Genomic DNA, 15,268 nt, shown 5'->3' on the forward strand with positions numbered 1-15,268 from the left:
ACCAGCACGACCGCCGTCTCCGGGTCGCCGGCCGGCACGCCCGCCTCCGCCAGCCGCCGCTCCAGCGCCGGCAGCAGCAGCGGGTGCGGCCCGAGCGTCGTGCCGTAGCGGACCCGCAGGCGCGGATCGCGCGCGCGGGCCTCGTTGAGCGCGGCGGGCAGGTCGACCCGGCTGTGGTAGGCCTCGGTGAGCAGCAGCGGCAGCACGACGGCCTCGCTCAGCCCGTCGAGCGCCTGACCCAGCGTGGGCGCGCAGTGGTCGAGGTAGGCCACCCGCACCGGCAGGTCAGGACGCGCCAGGCGCACCCGGTCCAGCAGCGCGGCCACGGTGGCGGCGGCACGCGGGTCGCGCGACCCGTGCGCGACCGCCACCAGTGGCACGCGCCCGGGGGCCGGCCCGTCTGCCAACGGGACGCGGCCCCTGCCGGGGATCACAGGTGAATGCCGCATTCGACCTTCCCCAGCCCCGCCCAGCGGCCGCTGCGCGGGTCCTCGCCCTCGGCGACCTGGCGCGTGCACGGCGCGCAGCCGATCGAGGGGTAGTTGTCGTAGTGCAGGGGATTGATCAGCACGCCGTTGTCGGCGATGTAGTTGTCGACGTCCTCCTGCGTCCAGGCGGCGATCGGGTTGACCTTCACCATCTGGCGCTTGGCGTCCCACTCGACGACCCTGGTGTCCGTACGGCTGGACGACTCGTCCCGGCGGATGCCGGAGATCCAGGCCAGGTACGGCTCCAGCGCCCGGTTGAGCGGCTCGACCTTGCGCAGGTAGCAGCACAGGTCGGGGTTGCGGCCGAACAGGCGCGGCCCGAGGTCGCGGTCCTGCTCCTGGACCGTCCTGGACGGCTTGATGTCGATCACGTTGACGTCATAGACCTGCCGCACGGCGTCACGGGTGCCGATCGTCTCGGCGAAGTGGTAGCCGGTGTCGATGAACAGCACGTCCACGCCCGGTTTGACGCGGCTCACCAGGTCGATGAGCAAGGCGTCGCTCATGGAGGACGTCAGGCACAACCGGTCGCCGAACGTCGCCGCGGCCCACCGGATGATCTCCCGGGCCGGGGCGCCCTCAAGGAACGTGGCGGCGGACTCGACGATGTCCTGCAGGTCGAGCGTGCCACGCTGATCTCGCAAACCCACCTCGATGTCGACGAGCGTCATATCTTCACTCCGATTCCGAGAAACTTCAGCTTGAAGGCGCGGGCGCAGGCGCGGCAGTACCAGCCGCCGTCCCCCTCGTAGGGCTCCAGGTCCTCGTCACCGCAGTACGGGCAGTGGAAGGGGACCGCTCGCGTGGTCATTTCAGGTCCGCCTCGTCCGCGCGCTGCACCCAGTCGGCGAAGGACTCGCCCTCCTTCTTCTGGGCGTCGTAGTTGCTCACCACGCGCTCGACGTAGTCGGGCAGGGCCTTGGCGGTGGTCTTCAGGCCGCGCACCTTGCGACCGAAGCCGGAGTTCACGCCGAGCGAGCCGCCCAGGTGGATCTGGTAGCCCTCGACCTGGTCGCCGTTCTCGTCCACGACGAGCTGGCCCTTCAGGCCGATGTCGGCGACCTGGATGCGGGCGCAGGAGTTGGGGCAGCCGTTGACGTTGATGGTGAGCGGCTGCTCGAAGTCGGGCAGCCGCCGCTCCAGCTCGTCGATCAGGTTCGCGGCGGTGGCCTTGGTCTCGACGATGGCGAGCTTGCAGTACTCGATGCCGGTGCAGGCCATCGTCTGGCGGCGGAACGTGGAGGGGTTGACCTGCAGGTCGTTGGCCTCCAGCTCGGCCACGATGGACTCCACCCGGTCGGGTGCGACGTCGAGGACGACCATCTTCTGCTCGACGGTGGTGCGCACCCGGCCGGAGCCGTGCCGCTCGGCGATGTCGGCGATCACGTGGAGCTTGTCGCCGTCGAGACGGCCCACCTTGGGCGCGAAGCCCACGTAGAAGTTGCCGTCCTTCTGCGGGTGGACGCCCACGTGGTCGCGGCGGCTGCCGCGCGGCAGGGCGGGCGCCGGGCCGTCGGGCAGGCTCTCCTTGACGTACTCGGTCTCCAGCACCTCGCGGAACTTCTCCACGCCCCAGTCGTTGACCAGGAACTTCAGCCGGGCCCTGTGCCGCAGCCGCCGGTAGCCGTAGTCGCGGAAGATGCCGATCACGCCCGCGTACACGTCGTCGACGCGGTCGGGGCTGACGAAGACGCCGAGGCGCTTGGCCAGCATCGGGTTGGTGGACAGGCCGCCGCCGACCCACAGGTCGTAGCCCGCCTCGCCGTGCTCGTTGACGACGCCGACGAAGGCGACGTCGTTGATCTCGTGCACCGTGCAGTGGGCCGGGCAGCCGCTCAGCGCGCTCTTGAACTTGCGCGGCAGGTTGGAGTACTCGGGGTTGCCGATGAACTGCCGGTTGATCGACTGGATGTCGTCGGTGGCGTCCAGCACCTCCTCGGCGTCGATGCCGGCCAGCGGGCAGCCCAGGATCACCCGCGGGGTGTCGCCGCACGCCTCGGTGGTGGACAGGCCGACGGCCTCCAGGCGCTCCCAGATGTCGGGCACCGACTCGATCTCGATCCAGTGGAGCTGGATGTTCTGCCGGTCGGTGAGGTCGGCCGTGCCGCGCGCGTACTCGTTGGCGATGTCGGCGATCGTGCGGAGCTGGCGCAGGTCGAGCTGGCCGCCGTCGATGCGCACGCGGAGCATGAAGTAGCGGTCGTCGAGCTCCTCCGGCTCCAGGATCGCGGTCTTGCCGCCGTCGATGCCGGGCTTGCGCTGGGTGTAGAGGCCGTACCAGCGCATCCGGCCGCGCAGGTCGGCGGGGTCGATCGAGTCGAAGCCGCCCTTGGCGTAGACGTCGATGATGCGCTGACGGACGTTGAGCCCGTCGTCGTTCTTCTTGTTCTCTTCGTTCTTGTTCAGCGGTTCCCGGTAACCGAGGGCCCATTGGCCCTCGCCGCGCGGGCGCTTGTGATGCCGGCTGGCAGGGGTGCTCATTGCGCGTCCTTCGTTTTGTGGGCGCGCGCAGCGTTCCTCCTGCCTCGTCATCGAGTGCAGGGGTTCAGGTGAATGCGACGCGCTCTGCGGTAAAGAAAGATGAGTTAGCGGGCGTCGCAACAGATGGCACTGCGGACACGCTGAAGGTCGACGTGGCGTCGACCGACGAGCATGGGGTCCGCTGGCATACCTTGAAGATACTCCGGAGATCCCGGATGTCCAAGATGGGGTCCAGAGTCTGGACTCCGCGGGCCCCTAACCCTGACGCGGCCAGTCGAGCGGCGACTCCTGCGGCCGCTCCTCGCTCTGGTGCTGGCAGTCGCACCAGGAGCCGCCGCGGCAGTCGTCGTGACGCTTGTCCTTGCAGCTCTCGCAGATCACGTCTTCGATTATTCTCCCAGAACGTTGTTCGGGTTAGGCTGGCGCGCGTGGACCTCATGGCCGGACTGCTGGCCGACCTCCGGGCCGAGAGCGATTCCCTGGAGGCGCTGCTGGCGCCGCTGCGCCCCGCCGACTGGGAGACGCCCACGCCCGCCGCGGGCTGGGCGGTGCGCGACCAGGTGAGCCACCTGGCCTGGTTCGACGACGCCGCCGTGGTGTCGGTCACCGACCCCGACGGCTTCCGTGCCCTGGCCGCGCGGGCCGGCTCGGTGGACGAGCTCGCGCAGGCCGCGCGCGGCCTGCCGCCGGGGGAGCTGCACGCCTGGTTCCGCGCGTCCCGCGCCCGGTCGCTGGAGGCGTTCGCGACGCTCGGCGCGCGCGTGCGGGTGCCGTGGTTCGGGCCGGCGATGTCGGGGGCGTCCTTCGTCACCGCGCGCCTGATGGAGACCTGGGCCCACGGCCAGGACGTGGCCGACGCGCTCGGCGTCGCCCGGGAGCCCACCGAACGGCTGCGGCACGTGGCCCTGCTCGGCGTCCGCGCCCGGCCCTACAGCTTCGCCGCCCGCGGCCTGCCCGAGCCCGCCGGGCCGGTACGCGTCGAGCTCACCACCCCCGGCGGCGACCTGTGGACCGCCGGCCCCGCGGACGCGCCCGCCGGCGTGCGCGGCCCGATGCTCGACTTCTGCCTGCTCGTCACCCAGCGCGTGCACCTGTCGGACACCGCCCTGGAGCCGGCCGGCGAGCCCGCCCGCGCCTGGCTGGAGATCGCCCAGGCGTTCGCCGGGCCGCCGGGGAGCGGGCGGCCGCCCAGGTCAGGGTAAGTTCAGGGTCGTACCGGATGACGTCGGCGGCACGGCCGGTGACATGCTGTGAGCATGCGGACCATTCTGAACGTCATCTGGCTCGTGTTCGCCGGCATCTGGCTGGCGATCGGCTACGCCGTGGCCGGGATCATCTGCTGCATCCTCATCGTCACCATCCCGTTCGGCATCGCCTCGTTCAGGATCGCCGCCTACGCTCTGTGGCCGTTCGGCCGTACGGTCGTGCGCGATCCCGACGCCGGCGTCTTCTCCCTCATCGGCAACGTCATCTGGTGCGTGGTCGCGGGCATCTGGCTGGCGATCGGGCACGTCATCACCTCGATCCCGCTGTTCATCTCCATCATCGGCATCCCCATGGGCATCGCCAACCTCAAGCTGATCCCCGTCTCCCTCCTCCCGCTGGGCGCGCGCATCGTGGACAACGACTAGGGCAGGAGCCGGGACGTAAGCTGTCCCGGAGAGTCACTGCGAAATACCGTTGGGTGCCATGACGTCCACCAATGCGCCTTCCCGGTCCAGGAGGCGGCTCGCCTCGAACGCCCGGGCCAGGCTGAACTGGGTGCTCGACACCAAGTCGTGGGCGATCGTGCGCGCGGCCACGAACGCCGGTGTCAACTACCGGGTCACCGGCCTGGCCGGCGAGGCCGCGTTCTTCGCGCTGCTGTCGCTGCCGCCGTTCGTGCTGGGCCTGATCGGCGTGCTGGGCAAGCTCGGCACCTGGCTCGGCGGCGGCGTCGTCACCGAGGTCAAGAGCTGGGTGATCGAGCAGGCCGGGCTGCTGTTCACCGACGACGCCGTCAAGAAGGTCATCAACCCGCTCATCACCGACGTGCTCAGGGACGACGCCAACAAGGTGTCCATCATCTCGCTGGGCTTCCTGCTGTCGCTGTGGTCGGGCTCGCGGGCGCTCTACGTCTACGTCGACCTCATCTCGGTCGCGTACGGGCTGGGGGAGGAGCGCGGCATCATCCGCACCCGGCTGATGTCGTTCGGCCTCTACGTCGTCGGCCTGATCATCGGCATCATCGTCATGCCGATCCTGGTCATCGGCCCCACCCTGCTCAAGGACGCCCTCCCCGGCGAGTACGGCATCCTCATCGACATCCTCTACTGGCCCGTCGTGATCAGCGGCTCGGTGCTGTTCCTGACCGTGCTCTACCACGTCAGCGTGCCGGTGCGGACCAAGTGGTACCGGGAGCTGCCCGGCGCGATCCTGGCCCTGTTCCTGTGGATCGTGTGCGCCGCCGTGCTGCGGGCGGTGCTGGCGGCCTGGTTCTCGCCGGTGTCGGTCTACGGCTCCCTGGCCGCCCCGATCGCGCTGCTGCTGTGGCTGTACATCACCGCCCTGGCCGTGCTCATCGGAGCCATCCTCAACGCCGAGGTCGACCGGCTCTGGCCGGGTGTGAGCCGGACCAAGTAGCGGGACGAGCGGCCGGTTGCGCATCCGCTATCGTCTAGGGCGACGCGACTGGCGCATTCGGTGGGATCGACCACCAGGGAGCGAATCAACCGGGAGCGGAGGCCGAGCGCCTGGGTCTTCGCCAATTGTCAATGATGACAGGGGAGTCATGAGTTCTCTTGCTAGCGCCGACCCGCAGCTCGCCGAGCTCATCAAGGCGGAGGAGCGCCGCCAGGCCGACACCGTCAAGCTGATCGCGTCCGAGAACTACGTGTCCAAGGCCGTGCTCGAAGCGACCGGCACGGTCCTGACCAACAAGTACTCCGAGGGCTACGCGGGCAAGCGCTACTACGAGGGCCAGCAGGTCATCGACCAGATCGAGACGCTGGCGATCGAGCGGGCCAAGGCCGTGTTCGGCGTCAATCACGCCAACGTCCAGCCGTACTCGGGCTCGCCCGCCAACCTGGCCGTCTACTTGGCCTTCCTGCAGCCCGGCGACACCGTGCTCGGCATGGGCCTGCCCTTCGGCGGCCACCTGACCCACGGCTGGTCGGTCTCGGCCACCGGCAAGTGGTTCAACCCGGTCCGTTACGGCGTGCGCCGCGACACCGGCCGCGTCGACCTCGACGAGGTCCGCGAGCTGGCCCTGGAGCACCGGCCGAAGCTGATCTTCTGCGGCGGCACCGCGATCCCGCGCACGATCGACTTCGAGGGCTTCGCCTCCATCGCCCGCGAGGTCGGCGCCGTGCTCGCGGCCGACATCGCGCACATCGCCGGCCTGGTCGCGGGCGGCGCCCACCCGTCCCCGGTGGGTCACGCCGACGTGATCTCCACGACCACCCACAAGACGCTGCGTGGCCCGCGCGGCGCCATGCTCATGGCCACCAGCGACGAGCACGCCACCGCGCTCAACAAGGCCGTCTTCCCCGGCCTCCAGGGCGGCCCCCACAACCACACCACCGCCGCCATCGCCGTCGCGCTGCACGAGGCCGCTCAGCCGTCCTTCCGCGACTACGCCCACCAGGTCGTCGCCAACGCCAAGGCGCTGGCCGAGGAGCTGTCCAGCCGGGGCTTCGACCTGGTCTCCGGCGGCACCGACAACCACCTGATCCTGCTCGACCTGACGCCCAAGGGCATCGGCGGCAAGCCCGCCGCCCAGGCGCTCGACCGGGCCGGTCTGGAGACCAACTACAACGCGGTGCCGTTCGACACCCGCAAGCCGTTCGACCCGTCGGGCATCCGCATCGGCACCCCGTCGGTCACCTCGCGCGGCATGGGCGAGGCCGAGATGCGGCAGATCGGCGCCTGGATGGACGAGGTCGTCACGGCCCTGGCCAAGGGCGACGCCGAGGACGTCATCACCCGCGTCCACCACGAGGTCAGCGAGCTGACCGCCCAGTTCCCGGCCCCCGGCCTGTCCTGATCCGGCGGCCCGCCCGTCCGGCCCGTCCCGCCCCTCGCGGCGGGCGGCCGGACGGTCAGTGCCGGACCGTCACCACGATCTTGCCGAACTGCGCGTTCGACTCCAGGCGCCGGTGGGCCCGCACGATCTCCTCCAGGTCGAACGTGCGGTCCACCACCGCCCGGAAGGCCCCCGAGCGCAGCCCCGACGCCACGAACGCCGCCGCCCGCCGCAGCCGCTCGGGCACCCGCGTCGTCTCGTGCATCGTGTACGTCCGCATGTTCAGCGCCGGCATGCCGAGGTCGATCCCCGGATAGGGCGTCGGCTCGCCGCTCAGCGCGCCGTACACCAGCAGCAGCCCCTCGGGGGCGACCACCCTGGCCAGGTCCGTCACGCCCGGCCCGGCCACGGCGTCGAAGACGAACTCCGCGCCGCGCCCGCCCGTGGCCGCCAGCACCCGCTCGGTCACGTCCTCCTCCCCGGTGACGATCACCTCGGCCGCGCCCTCCTTCAGCAGGGCCTCCTTCTTGGCCGCGGTGCGGGTGAGCGCGATCGGCGTGGCGCCCATGCGGTCGGCGACCCGGATGGCGGCCAGGCCCACGCTGCTGGAGGCGGCGTTCAGCACCACCGTGTCCCCAGGACGCATCCCGCCCACCTCCACCAGCGCGCCGTAGGCCGTCACGTACGGCATCCACACGGCCGCGCCCTCCACCGGGTCCACCCCCTCCGGACGGGGCAGCACCGCAGCCGCCGGCACGACCGCCCGCCCGGCGTACACGCCGTAGTCGTTCTGCGAGAACGCCGGCACCGTGCTCACCGGCTGCCCGGCCCGCAACCCGGTGACGCCAGCGCCCACCGCCTCGACCACCCCGGCGGCCTCGGTGCCCAGCCGGGCGGGGAAACTCCGTACGGGCTCGATGTAGTGGCCGCTGCGGAACAGCGCCTCGGCCCGGTTGAGGCCGATCGCGTCCACCCGGATCCGCACCTCGCCGGGCCCCGGCTCGCCGGCCGCCACGTCCGCCAGCTCCAGCACCTCGGGCCCGCCGAGCTCGTGGAACAGCACCGTCCTGGTCATCACATCGTCCTTCCGCGTCAGAGGCCGCCATTCAACCGCTGAAGTACGACCGCCGTCAAACTTCGATGGATGTCGTACTATGGACCCATGGACGCCGACCGCACCCCGGACCACCCCGACCTGCGCGAAGTCACCCTGCAACGGGTTCTCGAAGCCCTCGTCGACCCGGTCCGGCGCAGCATCGTCACCCAGCTCGCCACCGCCGCCGACGACATCAGCTGCGGCGGGTTCGACATCTCGGTGAGCAAGTCCACCGCCACCCACCACTTCCGGGTGCTGCGCGAGGCCGGCCTCATCCGGCAGCACTACGCCGGCACCTCCCGCCTGAACACCCTGCGCAGGGCCGAGTTCGACCAGGCGTTCCCCGGCCTGCTCGACGCCGTCGTCACCGCCGACCGCGCGTCCGCCTGAACGCGGCGAGGCCCTCCCGCCCGCGGCGGAAGGGCCTCGCGCGGGTCCGCGACCCTCAGGTCCTGACGGTGAGCAGGGTCGTGCCCGTCCTGGTGACCACCTCGAAGCGGTCGATCTCCGCCAGCGGCGTCGCGCTGCCGCCGTGCATGTAGAGCGGGGCCGGCGAGCCCGGCACGCCGTAACCCGGCGCCGGCACCGACCATCCGGTCATCACCCGCCGCTCGCCCGACTTGCCCACCGACACCAGCTCGCACTCCAGCGGCCCCTTCACCCCCGACAGCTTGAGCGCGGCGTGCGTGCCCCAGCCCTTCGACTCCACCACCAGCCCGCCCGACACCCCGCCGACGCCCTTGCCCGCGATCGGCGTGCCGTCGGCGTAGAACTGCTCGGCCGGGCCCATGTGGTCGGCGCGTCCCGCCATCGCCTGCGGCGGGTCGCCGCCGCCGGTGAGCTGCGTGCCGACGGTCAGCCCGCCGGCCACCAGGGCGACCGCCGCGGCCATCCCGAGCAGGAACGTTCCCCTGCGGGCCCGCCGGTCGGCCGCCTTCTTGCGCAGGAGCAGGTCGACCACGCCGGCCTGCCCCTCACGGGGAGGAGGGCCGGCGTCCTCCAGAGGGCCGATGCCGTGCAGCACGCTCGCGACCCCCACCAGGTCCGACAGCTCGAAGCGGCAGGAGGGGCAGGTGCGCAGGTGGGACTCGAAGGCCAGCCGGTCGTCCTCCTCCAGCAGGCCGAGGGCGTAGGCGCCCACGTCGGTGTGCTCGACTTGCGAGGTCACGCCGTCACCCCCCGCTCCTCCAGCGCGACCCGCAGCGCGCGGACCGCGTAGTAGACCCGCGACTTCACGGTGCCCACCGGGATGCCGAGCGCGGCGGCGGCGTCGTTGACCGACCGGTCCCGCAGGATCGTCTCGTTCAGGATCTCGCGGTGCGCCGGTGACAACGCCTTCAGCGCCTCCGACACGACCACCTGGCGCAGCAGCCCCTCCAGCTCGTCCGGCACCGGCACGCTGTCCAGCGCCCCGTCGCCGGATTCCGGCGGGCGCGCCTCCCTGCGCCGCCGGTCGTCGATCACGATGCGTCTGGCCACCGTGGCGAGCCAGGGCATGAGCGAGACCGAGTCGGGGTCCAGCCGCTCCGCGCTGCGCCAGGCCCGGATCATCGTCTCCTGCACCACGTCTTCCGCCCACTGCCGGTCGCCCGCCGTCAGCCGTACCACGAAGGCCAGCAGCGGCCGGTGGTACTCCCGGTAGAGCGCGGACACGACCACCTCGTCGTCCGGTCGCACCCGCCGCATCAGATGGCGTAGGCGCGGCTTGCCCACCGGGGCCGTCCCCTCGGCCGAGGGCGGGGGATACGTGCTGATCCGCATCATTCCCCTTTCTCGCGTCCGTCGGGAGGGAGTACGCTCGGCCGCCCTGGCGGGGTTCAACGGATCGCCGAACATAATGCGATTGCATCTGCCGGGACAGGGTGGTTAGAGTCGCCTTCGTAACCGATCGAGGAGGTGAGGGCTATGCGGGTCGTTCTGTTCCGCCTGTCGTCCGTCTACCTCCGGGCCCTCGTCTGAGCTGCCCGTTCCTTCTCGATCAAAGGTTTCACCGTCTTGTCTTACGACCTTTCCCTGCTCGGCTGGACCGATCTGCGCGCCGCCGAGCTCCCTGCTGACACCGTCCCGGCGCGGGTGGCCCGCGTCGACCGCGGCGCCGCCGAGGTGATCGCCGCCGACGGTCAGCACCACGTCCGCTACGGCGCCCGCGTGCGCCGTTCCTCCGCCGACGACCCGGTGGCCCTGCCGTGCGTCGGCGACTGGGTCGCGCTCAGATGGCTGCCCGAAGGCCGGTACGAGCTCGACCAGGTGCTCTCCAGGACCACCGCGTTCATCCGGGGCGGCGTGAGCCGCCACTCGACCGGCGGCCTGTCCGGCGACGGCCAGGGCCAGGTGCTCGCGGCCAACGTCGACGTCGTCTTCGTGGCCGAGCCGTCCATGCACTCGACCGATTTCGCCGACCTCGGCCGCATCGAGCGCCTGGTGGCGCTGGCCTGGGAGTCCGGCGGCACGCCCGTCGTGCTGGTGACCAAGTCCGACCTGTTCGAGGCGGGCCTCGACGAGCTGATGGCCGACGTGCGCGCCGCCGCGCCGGGCGTCGACGTGCACGCCGTCTCCTCGGTGCTGGGGGAGGGGGTCTCGCTGGCCGCGAGCTACCTGCACGGCTCCCGTACGGCGGTCGTGCTCGGGCCTTCCGGCGCGGGCAAGTCCACCCTGGTCAACGCGCTGGCCGAGACCGGCGTGATGGACACCCAGCAAGTGCGCGCGGCCGACGGGCGCGGGCGGCACACCACCGTCCACCGGGAGCTGATCCCGCTGCCCGGCGGCGGCCTGATCATCGACACCCCGGGCATCCGCCGGATCGGCCTCTACGACATCGGCGAGGGCGTCGACCTCGTCTTCGCCGACATCGAGCAGCTGGCCGAGCGGTGCCGCTTCGCCGACTGCGGGCACGTGAGCGAGCCGGGCTGCGCCGTCCTGGACGCCATGGAGAACGGCGAGCTGCCCGAACGCCGGCTGCAGAGCTGGCGCAAGCTGCAGCGCGAGGCCGCGTGGATGGCGTCCCGCACGGATGCGCGGCTGCGCAAGGAGCAGCAGAACAAGTGGAAGATCATCCACAAGGAGATGCGCCGCTCCAGCCGCTACCGCCCCTGACCGTCTCCGGCCGGCTTTCTCGCCTTCCTCCTGGCCGGTGCGGGAGGAAGGCGAGTAGAGCCGGTCCTGCGGGTATGCACAGGTCATGCAGGTGTTCGCGGATCGGGCCGAGGCCGGGGCGTTGCTGGCCGAGCGGCTGCCGGAGGTGCGCGACCCCGTCGTGCTGGCGTTGCCGCGCGGCGGGGTCGCCGTGGCCGTGCCGGTCGTCCGCCGGCTCGGCGGCGAGCTGGACGTGCTCGTCACCCGGAAGATCGGCTACCCGCCCGCTCCCGAGCTGGGCGTGGGGGCGATCGCCGAGGGCGGCGAGCCGGTGTTCGACCTGACGATGCTCGACCGGCTGGGCCTGACGCCCGAGGACCTGGCCGACGTGGTCGAGCGGGAGCGGCACGAGCTGGCCAGGCGGGTGCGGGTCTACCGGGGCGACCGGCCGCTGCCGCCGCTGGCCGGACGTGAGGTGATCGTCGTGGACGACGGCCTGGCCACGGGCGGGACGGCACGGGCCGCCCTGCGCGCGGTGGCCGCGGCCCGCCCCGCCAGGGTGACGCTGGCCGTGCCGGTCGGCGCCGCGGAGACCGTCGAGATGATGCGTGCGGAGGCCGACGAGGTGGTGGTGCTGCTGACCCCGGTCGACTTCAGGGCGGTCGGCCAGTGGTACGAGCACTTCGACCAGCTCACCGACGACGACGTGCTCGACCTCCTGGAGCAGCGGTGACCTTCACCGGACGGCGCCGCTCGTACCGGTGTCTATGCGGACAGGACCGCCCAGACCAGCTTCCGCGAGCCGCCGGGGGCGAACCAGCCCCACGCGCTGCAGAGCGCGTCGACCAGCCGAAGCCCGCGCCCGAACTCGGCGAACACGTCGGCCGGCGCCGCCACCGGGACGGTCTGGCTGTGGTCGGTCACCACGCAGGCCAGCTCGGGCCGGCGGAAGAGCAGCCGGAGCTGCACGGCTCCGCCGCCGTGCCGCATCGCGTTCGTGACCAGCTCGGAGACCACCAGTTGCACGTCGTAGGCGAGGTCGGCGGCGGCCCACGAGGTGAGCGTCTGGTCCACGAACCTCCGGGCCGTCGCGACGCAGGCCGGTTCCAACGCGGTGCGCTCGTGGAAGGGGAACACCGCGTCGCACTCTTCGGCACGCCCATCCACCAGAATGGTGGCGAGCCACCCTGGTGGCCCGGAACCGATGGCGGCTTGCGGCCGAGCGTCGAAAGTCGTCATTCTGGCCCCCGAAGCGCGGTCTGGTGATCCAGTGCCCATCTTTACGGGGTGTGCGTAGTGATGCAAGACTTTTCGTGTTTTACCGATGCGAATACCATCTGCACGTGCAGATGATCTAGGAGCGGTCGAGTGAGCGCACAGAGCGCGGAGGGAAAGCTTCTCAGCTACACGCCGGGAAGCCCGACGGTGCTGCGGATCCTGCTGGGTACGCAACTGCGCAGGCTCCGTACCGAGAAGGGGATCTCCCGGGAGGATGCCGGATACTCCATTCGCGCATCTCATGCGAAGATCAGCCGACTTGAGCTCGGTCAGGTGAGTTTCAAACAACGGGACGTCGCCGACCTGCTCACCCTCTACGGCGTCACCGCCCCGGACGACCGTGAGCCGCTGCTCGCCCTGGCCCGGCAGGCCAACGCGCCGGGCTGGTGGCACAAGTACGGCGACCTGCTGCCCGGCTGGTTCGAGGTCTACATCGGGCTGGAGGGGGCCGCCTCGGCCATCCGCACGTTCGAGAACCAGTTCGTCCCCGGCCTGCTGCAGACGCCCGCGTACGCCAAGGCCGTGATCCGGCTCGGCAACGAGAAGGCGCTCGACCCCGAGCTCGACCGCCGCGTCACCCTGCGCACCACCCGGCAGAAGCGCCTGGAGAGCGGGCTCAAGCTGTGGGCCGTGATCGACGAGGCCGTCCTGCGGCGGGGGCTCGGCGGGGCCGGCGTCATGCGGGAGCAGATCCGCCACCTGCTCGACGCCACGGAGGAGCGCAACGTCACCGTCCAGGTGATGCCGTTCGAGAGCGGCGGGCACGCGGCGGCCGGCGGTTCGTTCAGCATCCTGCGTTTCCCCGAGCGCGAGCTGCCCGACGTGGTCTACATGGAGCAGCTCACCAGCGCCCTCTATCTGGACAAGCCGGCCGACTCCGACCACTACATGGAGGTCATGGACCGGCTGAGCATTCAGGCCCTGGAGCCGAAGCAGACCCGGCGCTTTCTGGAACAGCTCATTTCCGGATGAGCTGCTGAAACTCCTGTGATCCACTCCATAGTCGGATTTTTGGTCATCCGGTATATGGAGTCTGTCGTGCTGTCGTATGGTCAGCGCAAACGCGGATGCACGTGCATCCGTAAGATCGCTAGGAGCTTCCCCCATGCACGAGTTCCGGAACGGAACGCCCGCCGGTCACCTCCCCGTCGTGTGGCGCAAGAGCAGGCGAAGCAATCCCAACGGCAACTGCGTCGAGGTCGCGGGCCTGCCCACGGGTGAGATCGCCATGCGCAACTCCCGGTTCCCCGACGGCCCGGCGCTGGTCTACACGCAGGCCGAGATCAGCGCGTTCGTCCTGGGGGCCAAGGACGGCGAGTTCGACGACCTGATCGTCTGAGCACCCGGTCTGATCCCCCGTCTGATCAGCGGGGTTCGTTGTACCAGCGCCACCGGGTCTGACGCGGCCGTCCGGGCAGCTCGCCGCGGCCGGTCGCCCACAGCAGCGTGGCCCAGGGGGCGGTGTCCACGGGGGCGTCGGGGAACAGGCGGGCCAGCACCCGCGAGCACAGGCCGGCGGGCGGCTCCCAGGCCAGCCCCAGCCCCTCGGACACGTCGTGCATATGCACGAGCGTTTCCACCAGGCCCATCGCGGCGGTCGCCGACGCGTCCGCCATGCCGAAGATGTGATGACCGCGCGCCTGCGGCGGCGCGGTGCGGACCATGGCCGACAGCAGCGCGCCGCAGGCCTGGAGCACCTGCAGCAGCCCGGTGGGCCCGGCCGCGCGGTCGGCGTGGATGGTGTTGTTGGGGCCGCCGGGCCTGCGCCGCTCCAGCGCGAACGGCACGTACGTGTCCAGTGGCGGCACGCTGAGCCCGAGCTGGGCGGCGTAGGCGAACAGGTCGTCGGCGAGGTGCTCGACGGTCTCCCAGCAGGTCCACTCCAGTGAGCCCGCCTTCGCCTCCCACGCCTGCGGCGGCGCGTCCCGCAGTGTGTCGACGGCGAGGGCGACGGCCTGGTCGAGGTCGTCCGCGGTCACGAGCGCTGAATCCGGCATGCAGGGCACCTTATCGCCGTCCGCTTCGTGCGCCCGCGTGTAGGGTCGTCACGATCCGCACGTCCGGACGGGAGCCGTACCGCATGACCGAGCCCGAAGACCTCACCGCGCGCGCCCGCATCAGGGAGGCGGCGCTGCTGCACTTCGGCGAGCACGGCTTCGAGGGGGCCACGACCCGCGCCATCGCCGGGACCGCCGGGGTGTCCCCGGGGCTGCTGCGCCACCATTACGGTTCCAAGCAGGCGTTGCGCGAGGCGTGCGACGAACACCTGATCAGGCTCGTCCGGCGGATCGACGACGACGTCCGCGCCGGCGCCGTGCCCGCCGGGCGCAACCCCGTGGCCGCGGCGCTCGACGCGCTGGCGCCCTACCGGCTGTACGTGGCGCGGGCGCTGGCCGAGGGCTGGGCCGCGCCGCTGTTCGACGGCATCGCCGAGCTGAGCGAGCGGTGGCTGGCGGAGCTCGACGAGACCCGCACCGACGAGCCGTTCGCCGGGCGCAGGGCGCGCGCGACCGTGTCCACGGCCATGTCGCTGTCGGTCGGCGTGCTGCACAAGCACGTCTCCCGCGGCCTCGGCGTGGACGTGTTCAGCCCCGAGGGCGCCTACCTGCTCGCGCTCACCCTGCTCGACCTCTACTCCCACCCCCTGCTGACCCCGGAGGCGGCGGCGGAGCTCCGCGACGCCCTCGGCAAGCCCCCCGGAAGCGGATGATCCCGCTCAGGATCGGTTCGTTTCCGGACGGACCCGCTCAGGATCGGTTCTTTCTGGATGGACCCGCTCAGGACAGGAAGTCCGTCAGCGTCGGCAGCAGCGCCTCCGGCCGGCCGAGCACGCCGTGGTCCTCGCCGGGC

The 15,268-nt window shown here is 71.3% G+C and carries 21 protein-coding genes and 1 riboswitch; of the genes, 10 read left to right on the forward strand and 11 right to left on the reverse strand.

Annotated elements, in window-relative coordinates; genetic code table 11:
- The 6 genes from ACWCSD_RS31185 to ACWCSD_RS31210 all read right to left on the reverse strand — a co-directional run.
- On the reverse strand, positions 1-449 hold a 449-nt coding region (locus ACWCSD_RS31185), incomplete at its 3' end, for a sirohydrochlorin chelatase (RefSeq protein ID WP_449920157.1).
- Entirely contained in the window at positions 431-1,159 is a 729-nt protein-coding gene (locus ACWCSD_RS31190) for a phosphoadenylyl-sulfate reductase (protein WP_352328173.1), read from the reverse strand. The genes ACWCSD_RS31190 and ACWCSD_RS31185, both read right to left, overlap by 19 nt.
- Positions 1,156-1,299 (reverse strand): Insertion element protein, encoded by a 144-nt coding sequence (locus ACWCSD_RS31195; RefSeq protein WP_103955276.1) that lies wholly within the window; start codon positions 1,297-1,299, stop codon positions 1,156-1,158. The genes ACWCSD_RS31190 and ACWCSD_RS31195 overlap by 4 nt, the downstream gene beginning before the upstream one ends.
- The gene (locus ACWCSD_RS31200) at positions 1,296-2,969 is read right to left on the reverse strand and encodes a nitrite/sulfite reductase (protein ID WP_449920161.1); all 1,674 of its coding nucleotides are present in this window, start codon (positions 2,967-2,969) and stop codon (positions 1,296-1,298) included. Before ACWCSD_RS31200 ends, ACWCSD_RS31195 begins: the two co-directional genes overlap by 4 nt.
- Before the next feature lie 104 nt (positions 2,970-3,073).
- Complete coding sequence (locus ACWCSD_RS31205) at positions 3,074-3,157, reverse strand: putative leader peptide (protein ID WP_311132608.1); 84 nt, start codon at positions 3,155-3,157, stop codon at positions 3,074-3,076.
- A 67-nt stretch (positions 3,158-3,224) separates the two neighbouring features.
- Positions 3,225-3,350, reverse strand: coding sequence for a hypothetical protein (locus tag ACWCSD_RS31210; protein WP_352328175.1), 126 nt, complete (start codon positions 3,348-3,350; stop codon positions 3,225-3,227).
- A gap of 56 nt (positions 3,351-3,406) precedes the next feature.
- On the opposite strand from ACWCSD_RS31210, the gene ACWCSD_RS31215 reads away from it, so the two are divergent.
- The 4 genes from ACWCSD_RS31215 (at position 3,407) to glyA (ending at position 6,993) form a co-directional block, all read left to right on the forward strand.
- Complete coding sequence (locus tag ACWCSD_RS31215; RefSeq protein WP_449920176.1) at positions 3,407-4,171, forward strand: TIGR03084 family metal-binding protein; 765 nt, start codon at positions 3,407-3,409, stop codon at positions 4,169-4,171.
- Positions 4,172-4,225: 54 nt separating this feature from the next.
- A complete protein-coding gene (locus ACWCSD_RS31220; RefSeq protein ID WP_352328176.1) occupies positions 4,226-4,600 on the forward strand; it encodes a YccF domain-containing protein in 375 nt (124 codons plus the stop codon).
- A gap of 58 nt (positions 4,601-4,658) precedes the next feature.
- On the forward strand, positions 4,659-5,591 hold the full coding sequence (locus ACWCSD_RS31225) for a YihY/virulence factor BrkB family protein (protein ID WP_358284824.1): 933 nt from the start codon (positions 4,659-4,661) through the stop codon (positions 5,589-5,591).
- Positions 5,592-5,625: 34 nt separating this feature from the next.
- Positions 5,626-5,714, forward strand: a riboswitch (ZMP/ZTP riboswitch).
- A gap of 1 nt (position 5,715) precedes the next feature.
- Positions 5,716-6,993 (forward strand): serine hydroxymethyltransferase, encoded by a 1,278-nt coding sequence (gene glyA / locus ACWCSD_RS31230; RefSeq protein WP_449920179.1) that lies wholly within the window; start codon positions 5,716-5,718, stop codon positions 6,991-6,993.
- A 55-nt stretch (positions 6,994-7,048) separates the two neighbouring features.
- Here glyA and ACWCSD_RS31235 read toward each other — a convergent pair whose 3' ends face one another.
- On the reverse strand, positions 7,049-8,047 hold the full coding sequence (locus tag ACWCSD_RS31235) for a zinc-dependent alcohol dehydrogenase family protein (RefSeq protein WP_358284826.1): 999 nt from the start codon (positions 8,045-8,047) through the stop codon (positions 7,049-7,051).
- 87 nt (positions 8,048-8,134) lie between these two features.
- Here ACWCSD_RS31235 and ACWCSD_RS31240 point away from each other — a divergent pair, with 87 nt between their 5' ends.
- Positions 8,135-8,458 (forward strand): ArsR/SmtB family transcription factor, encoded by a 324-nt coding sequence (locus ACWCSD_RS31240; protein ID WP_397163640.1) that lies wholly within the window; start codon positions 8,135-8,137, stop codon positions 8,456-8,458.
- Between the two features lie 55 nt (positions 8,459-8,513).
- Here ACWCSD_RS31240 and ACWCSD_RS31245 read toward each other — a convergent pair whose 3' ends face one another.
- Together ACWCSD_RS31245 and ACWCSD_RS31250 are read right to left on the reverse strand one after the other, a co-directional pair.
- Positions 8,514-9,236: an anti-sigma factor family protein gene (locus ACWCSD_RS31245; protein WP_449920166.1), complete on the reverse strand. Its 723-nt coding sequence runs from the start codon at positions 9,234-9,236 to the stop codon at positions 8,514-8,516.
- The gene (locus tag ACWCSD_RS31250; protein WP_449920182.1) at positions 9,233-9,754 is read right to left on the reverse strand and encodes a sigma-70 family RNA polymerase sigma factor; all 522 of its coding nucleotides are present in this window, start codon (positions 9,752-9,754) and stop codon (positions 9,233-9,235) included. Before ACWCSD_RS31250 ends, ACWCSD_RS31245 begins: the two co-directional genes overlap by 4 nt.
- 309 nt (positions 9,755-10,063) lie before the next feature.
- Between ACWCSD_RS31250 and rsgA the strand changes: the two genes are divergently transcribed.
- Both rsgA and ACWCSD_RS31260 read left to right on the forward strand, forming a co-directional pair.
- Positions 10,064-11,161 carry a ribosome small subunit-dependent GTPase A gene (gene rsgA, locus ACWCSD_RS31255; RefSeq protein ID WP_358284832.1) on the forward strand — a complete coding sequence of 366 codons (1,098 nt, stop codon included), beginning with the start codon at positions 10,064-10,066 and terminating at the stop codon, positions 11,159-11,161.
- Between the two features lie 85 nt (positions 11,162-11,246).
- Positions 11,247-11,873 (forward strand): phosphoribosyltransferase, encoded by a 627-nt coding sequence (locus ACWCSD_RS31260; protein ID WP_449920168.1) that lies wholly within the window; start codon positions 11,247-11,249, stop codon positions 11,871-11,873.
- A gap of 32 nt (positions 11,874-11,905) precedes the next feature.
- Here ACWCSD_RS31260 and ACWCSD_RS31265 read toward each other — a convergent pair whose 3' ends face one another.
- A complete protein-coding gene (locus tag ACWCSD_RS31265) occupies positions 11,906-12,277 on the reverse strand; it encodes an ATP-binding protein (protein ID WP_449920171.1) in 372 nt (123 codons plus the stop codon).
- A 231-nt stretch (positions 12,278-12,508) separates the two neighbouring features.
- On the opposite strand from ACWCSD_RS31265, the gene ACWCSD_RS31270 reads away from it, so the two are divergent.
- Together ACWCSD_RS31270 and ACWCSD_RS31275 are read left to right on the forward strand one after the other, a co-directional pair.
- Positions 12,509-13,390 carry a helix-turn-helix domain-containing protein gene (locus tag ACWCSD_RS31270; RefSeq protein ID WP_358284839.1) on the forward strand — a complete coding sequence of 294 codons (882 nt, stop codon included), beginning with the start codon at positions 12,509-12,511 and terminating at the stop codon, positions 13,388-13,390.
- Positions 13,391-13,523: 133 nt separating this feature from the next.
- Positions 13,524-13,757 carry a DUF397 domain-containing protein gene (locus tag ACWCSD_RS31275; RefSeq protein ID WP_352327185.1) on the forward strand — a complete coding sequence of 78 codons (234 nt, stop codon included), beginning with the start codon at positions 13,524-13,526 and terminating at the stop codon, positions 13,755-13,757.
- Between the two features lie 25 nt (positions 13,758-13,782).
- Here the strand turns inward: ACWCSD_RS31275 and ACWCSD_RS31280 are convergent, their stop codons facing one another.
- Entirely contained in the window at positions 13,783-14,415 is a 633-nt protein-coding gene (locus tag ACWCSD_RS31280) for a maleylpyruvate isomerase N-terminal domain-containing protein (protein ID WP_397163645.1), read from the reverse strand.
- Positions 14,416-14,498: 83 nt separating this feature from the next.
- On the opposite strand from ACWCSD_RS31280, the gene ACWCSD_RS31285 reads away from it, so the two are divergent.
- The gene (locus tag ACWCSD_RS31285) at positions 14,499-15,128 is read left to right on the forward strand and encodes a TetR/AcrR family transcriptional regulator (protein ID WP_449920174.1); all 630 of its coding nucleotides are present in this window, start codon (positions 14,499-14,501) and stop codon (positions 15,126-15,128) included.
- Positions 15,129-15,268: the final 140 nt, after the last annotated feature.

The organism is Nonomuraea sp. NPDC001684 (assembly GCF_053596515.1).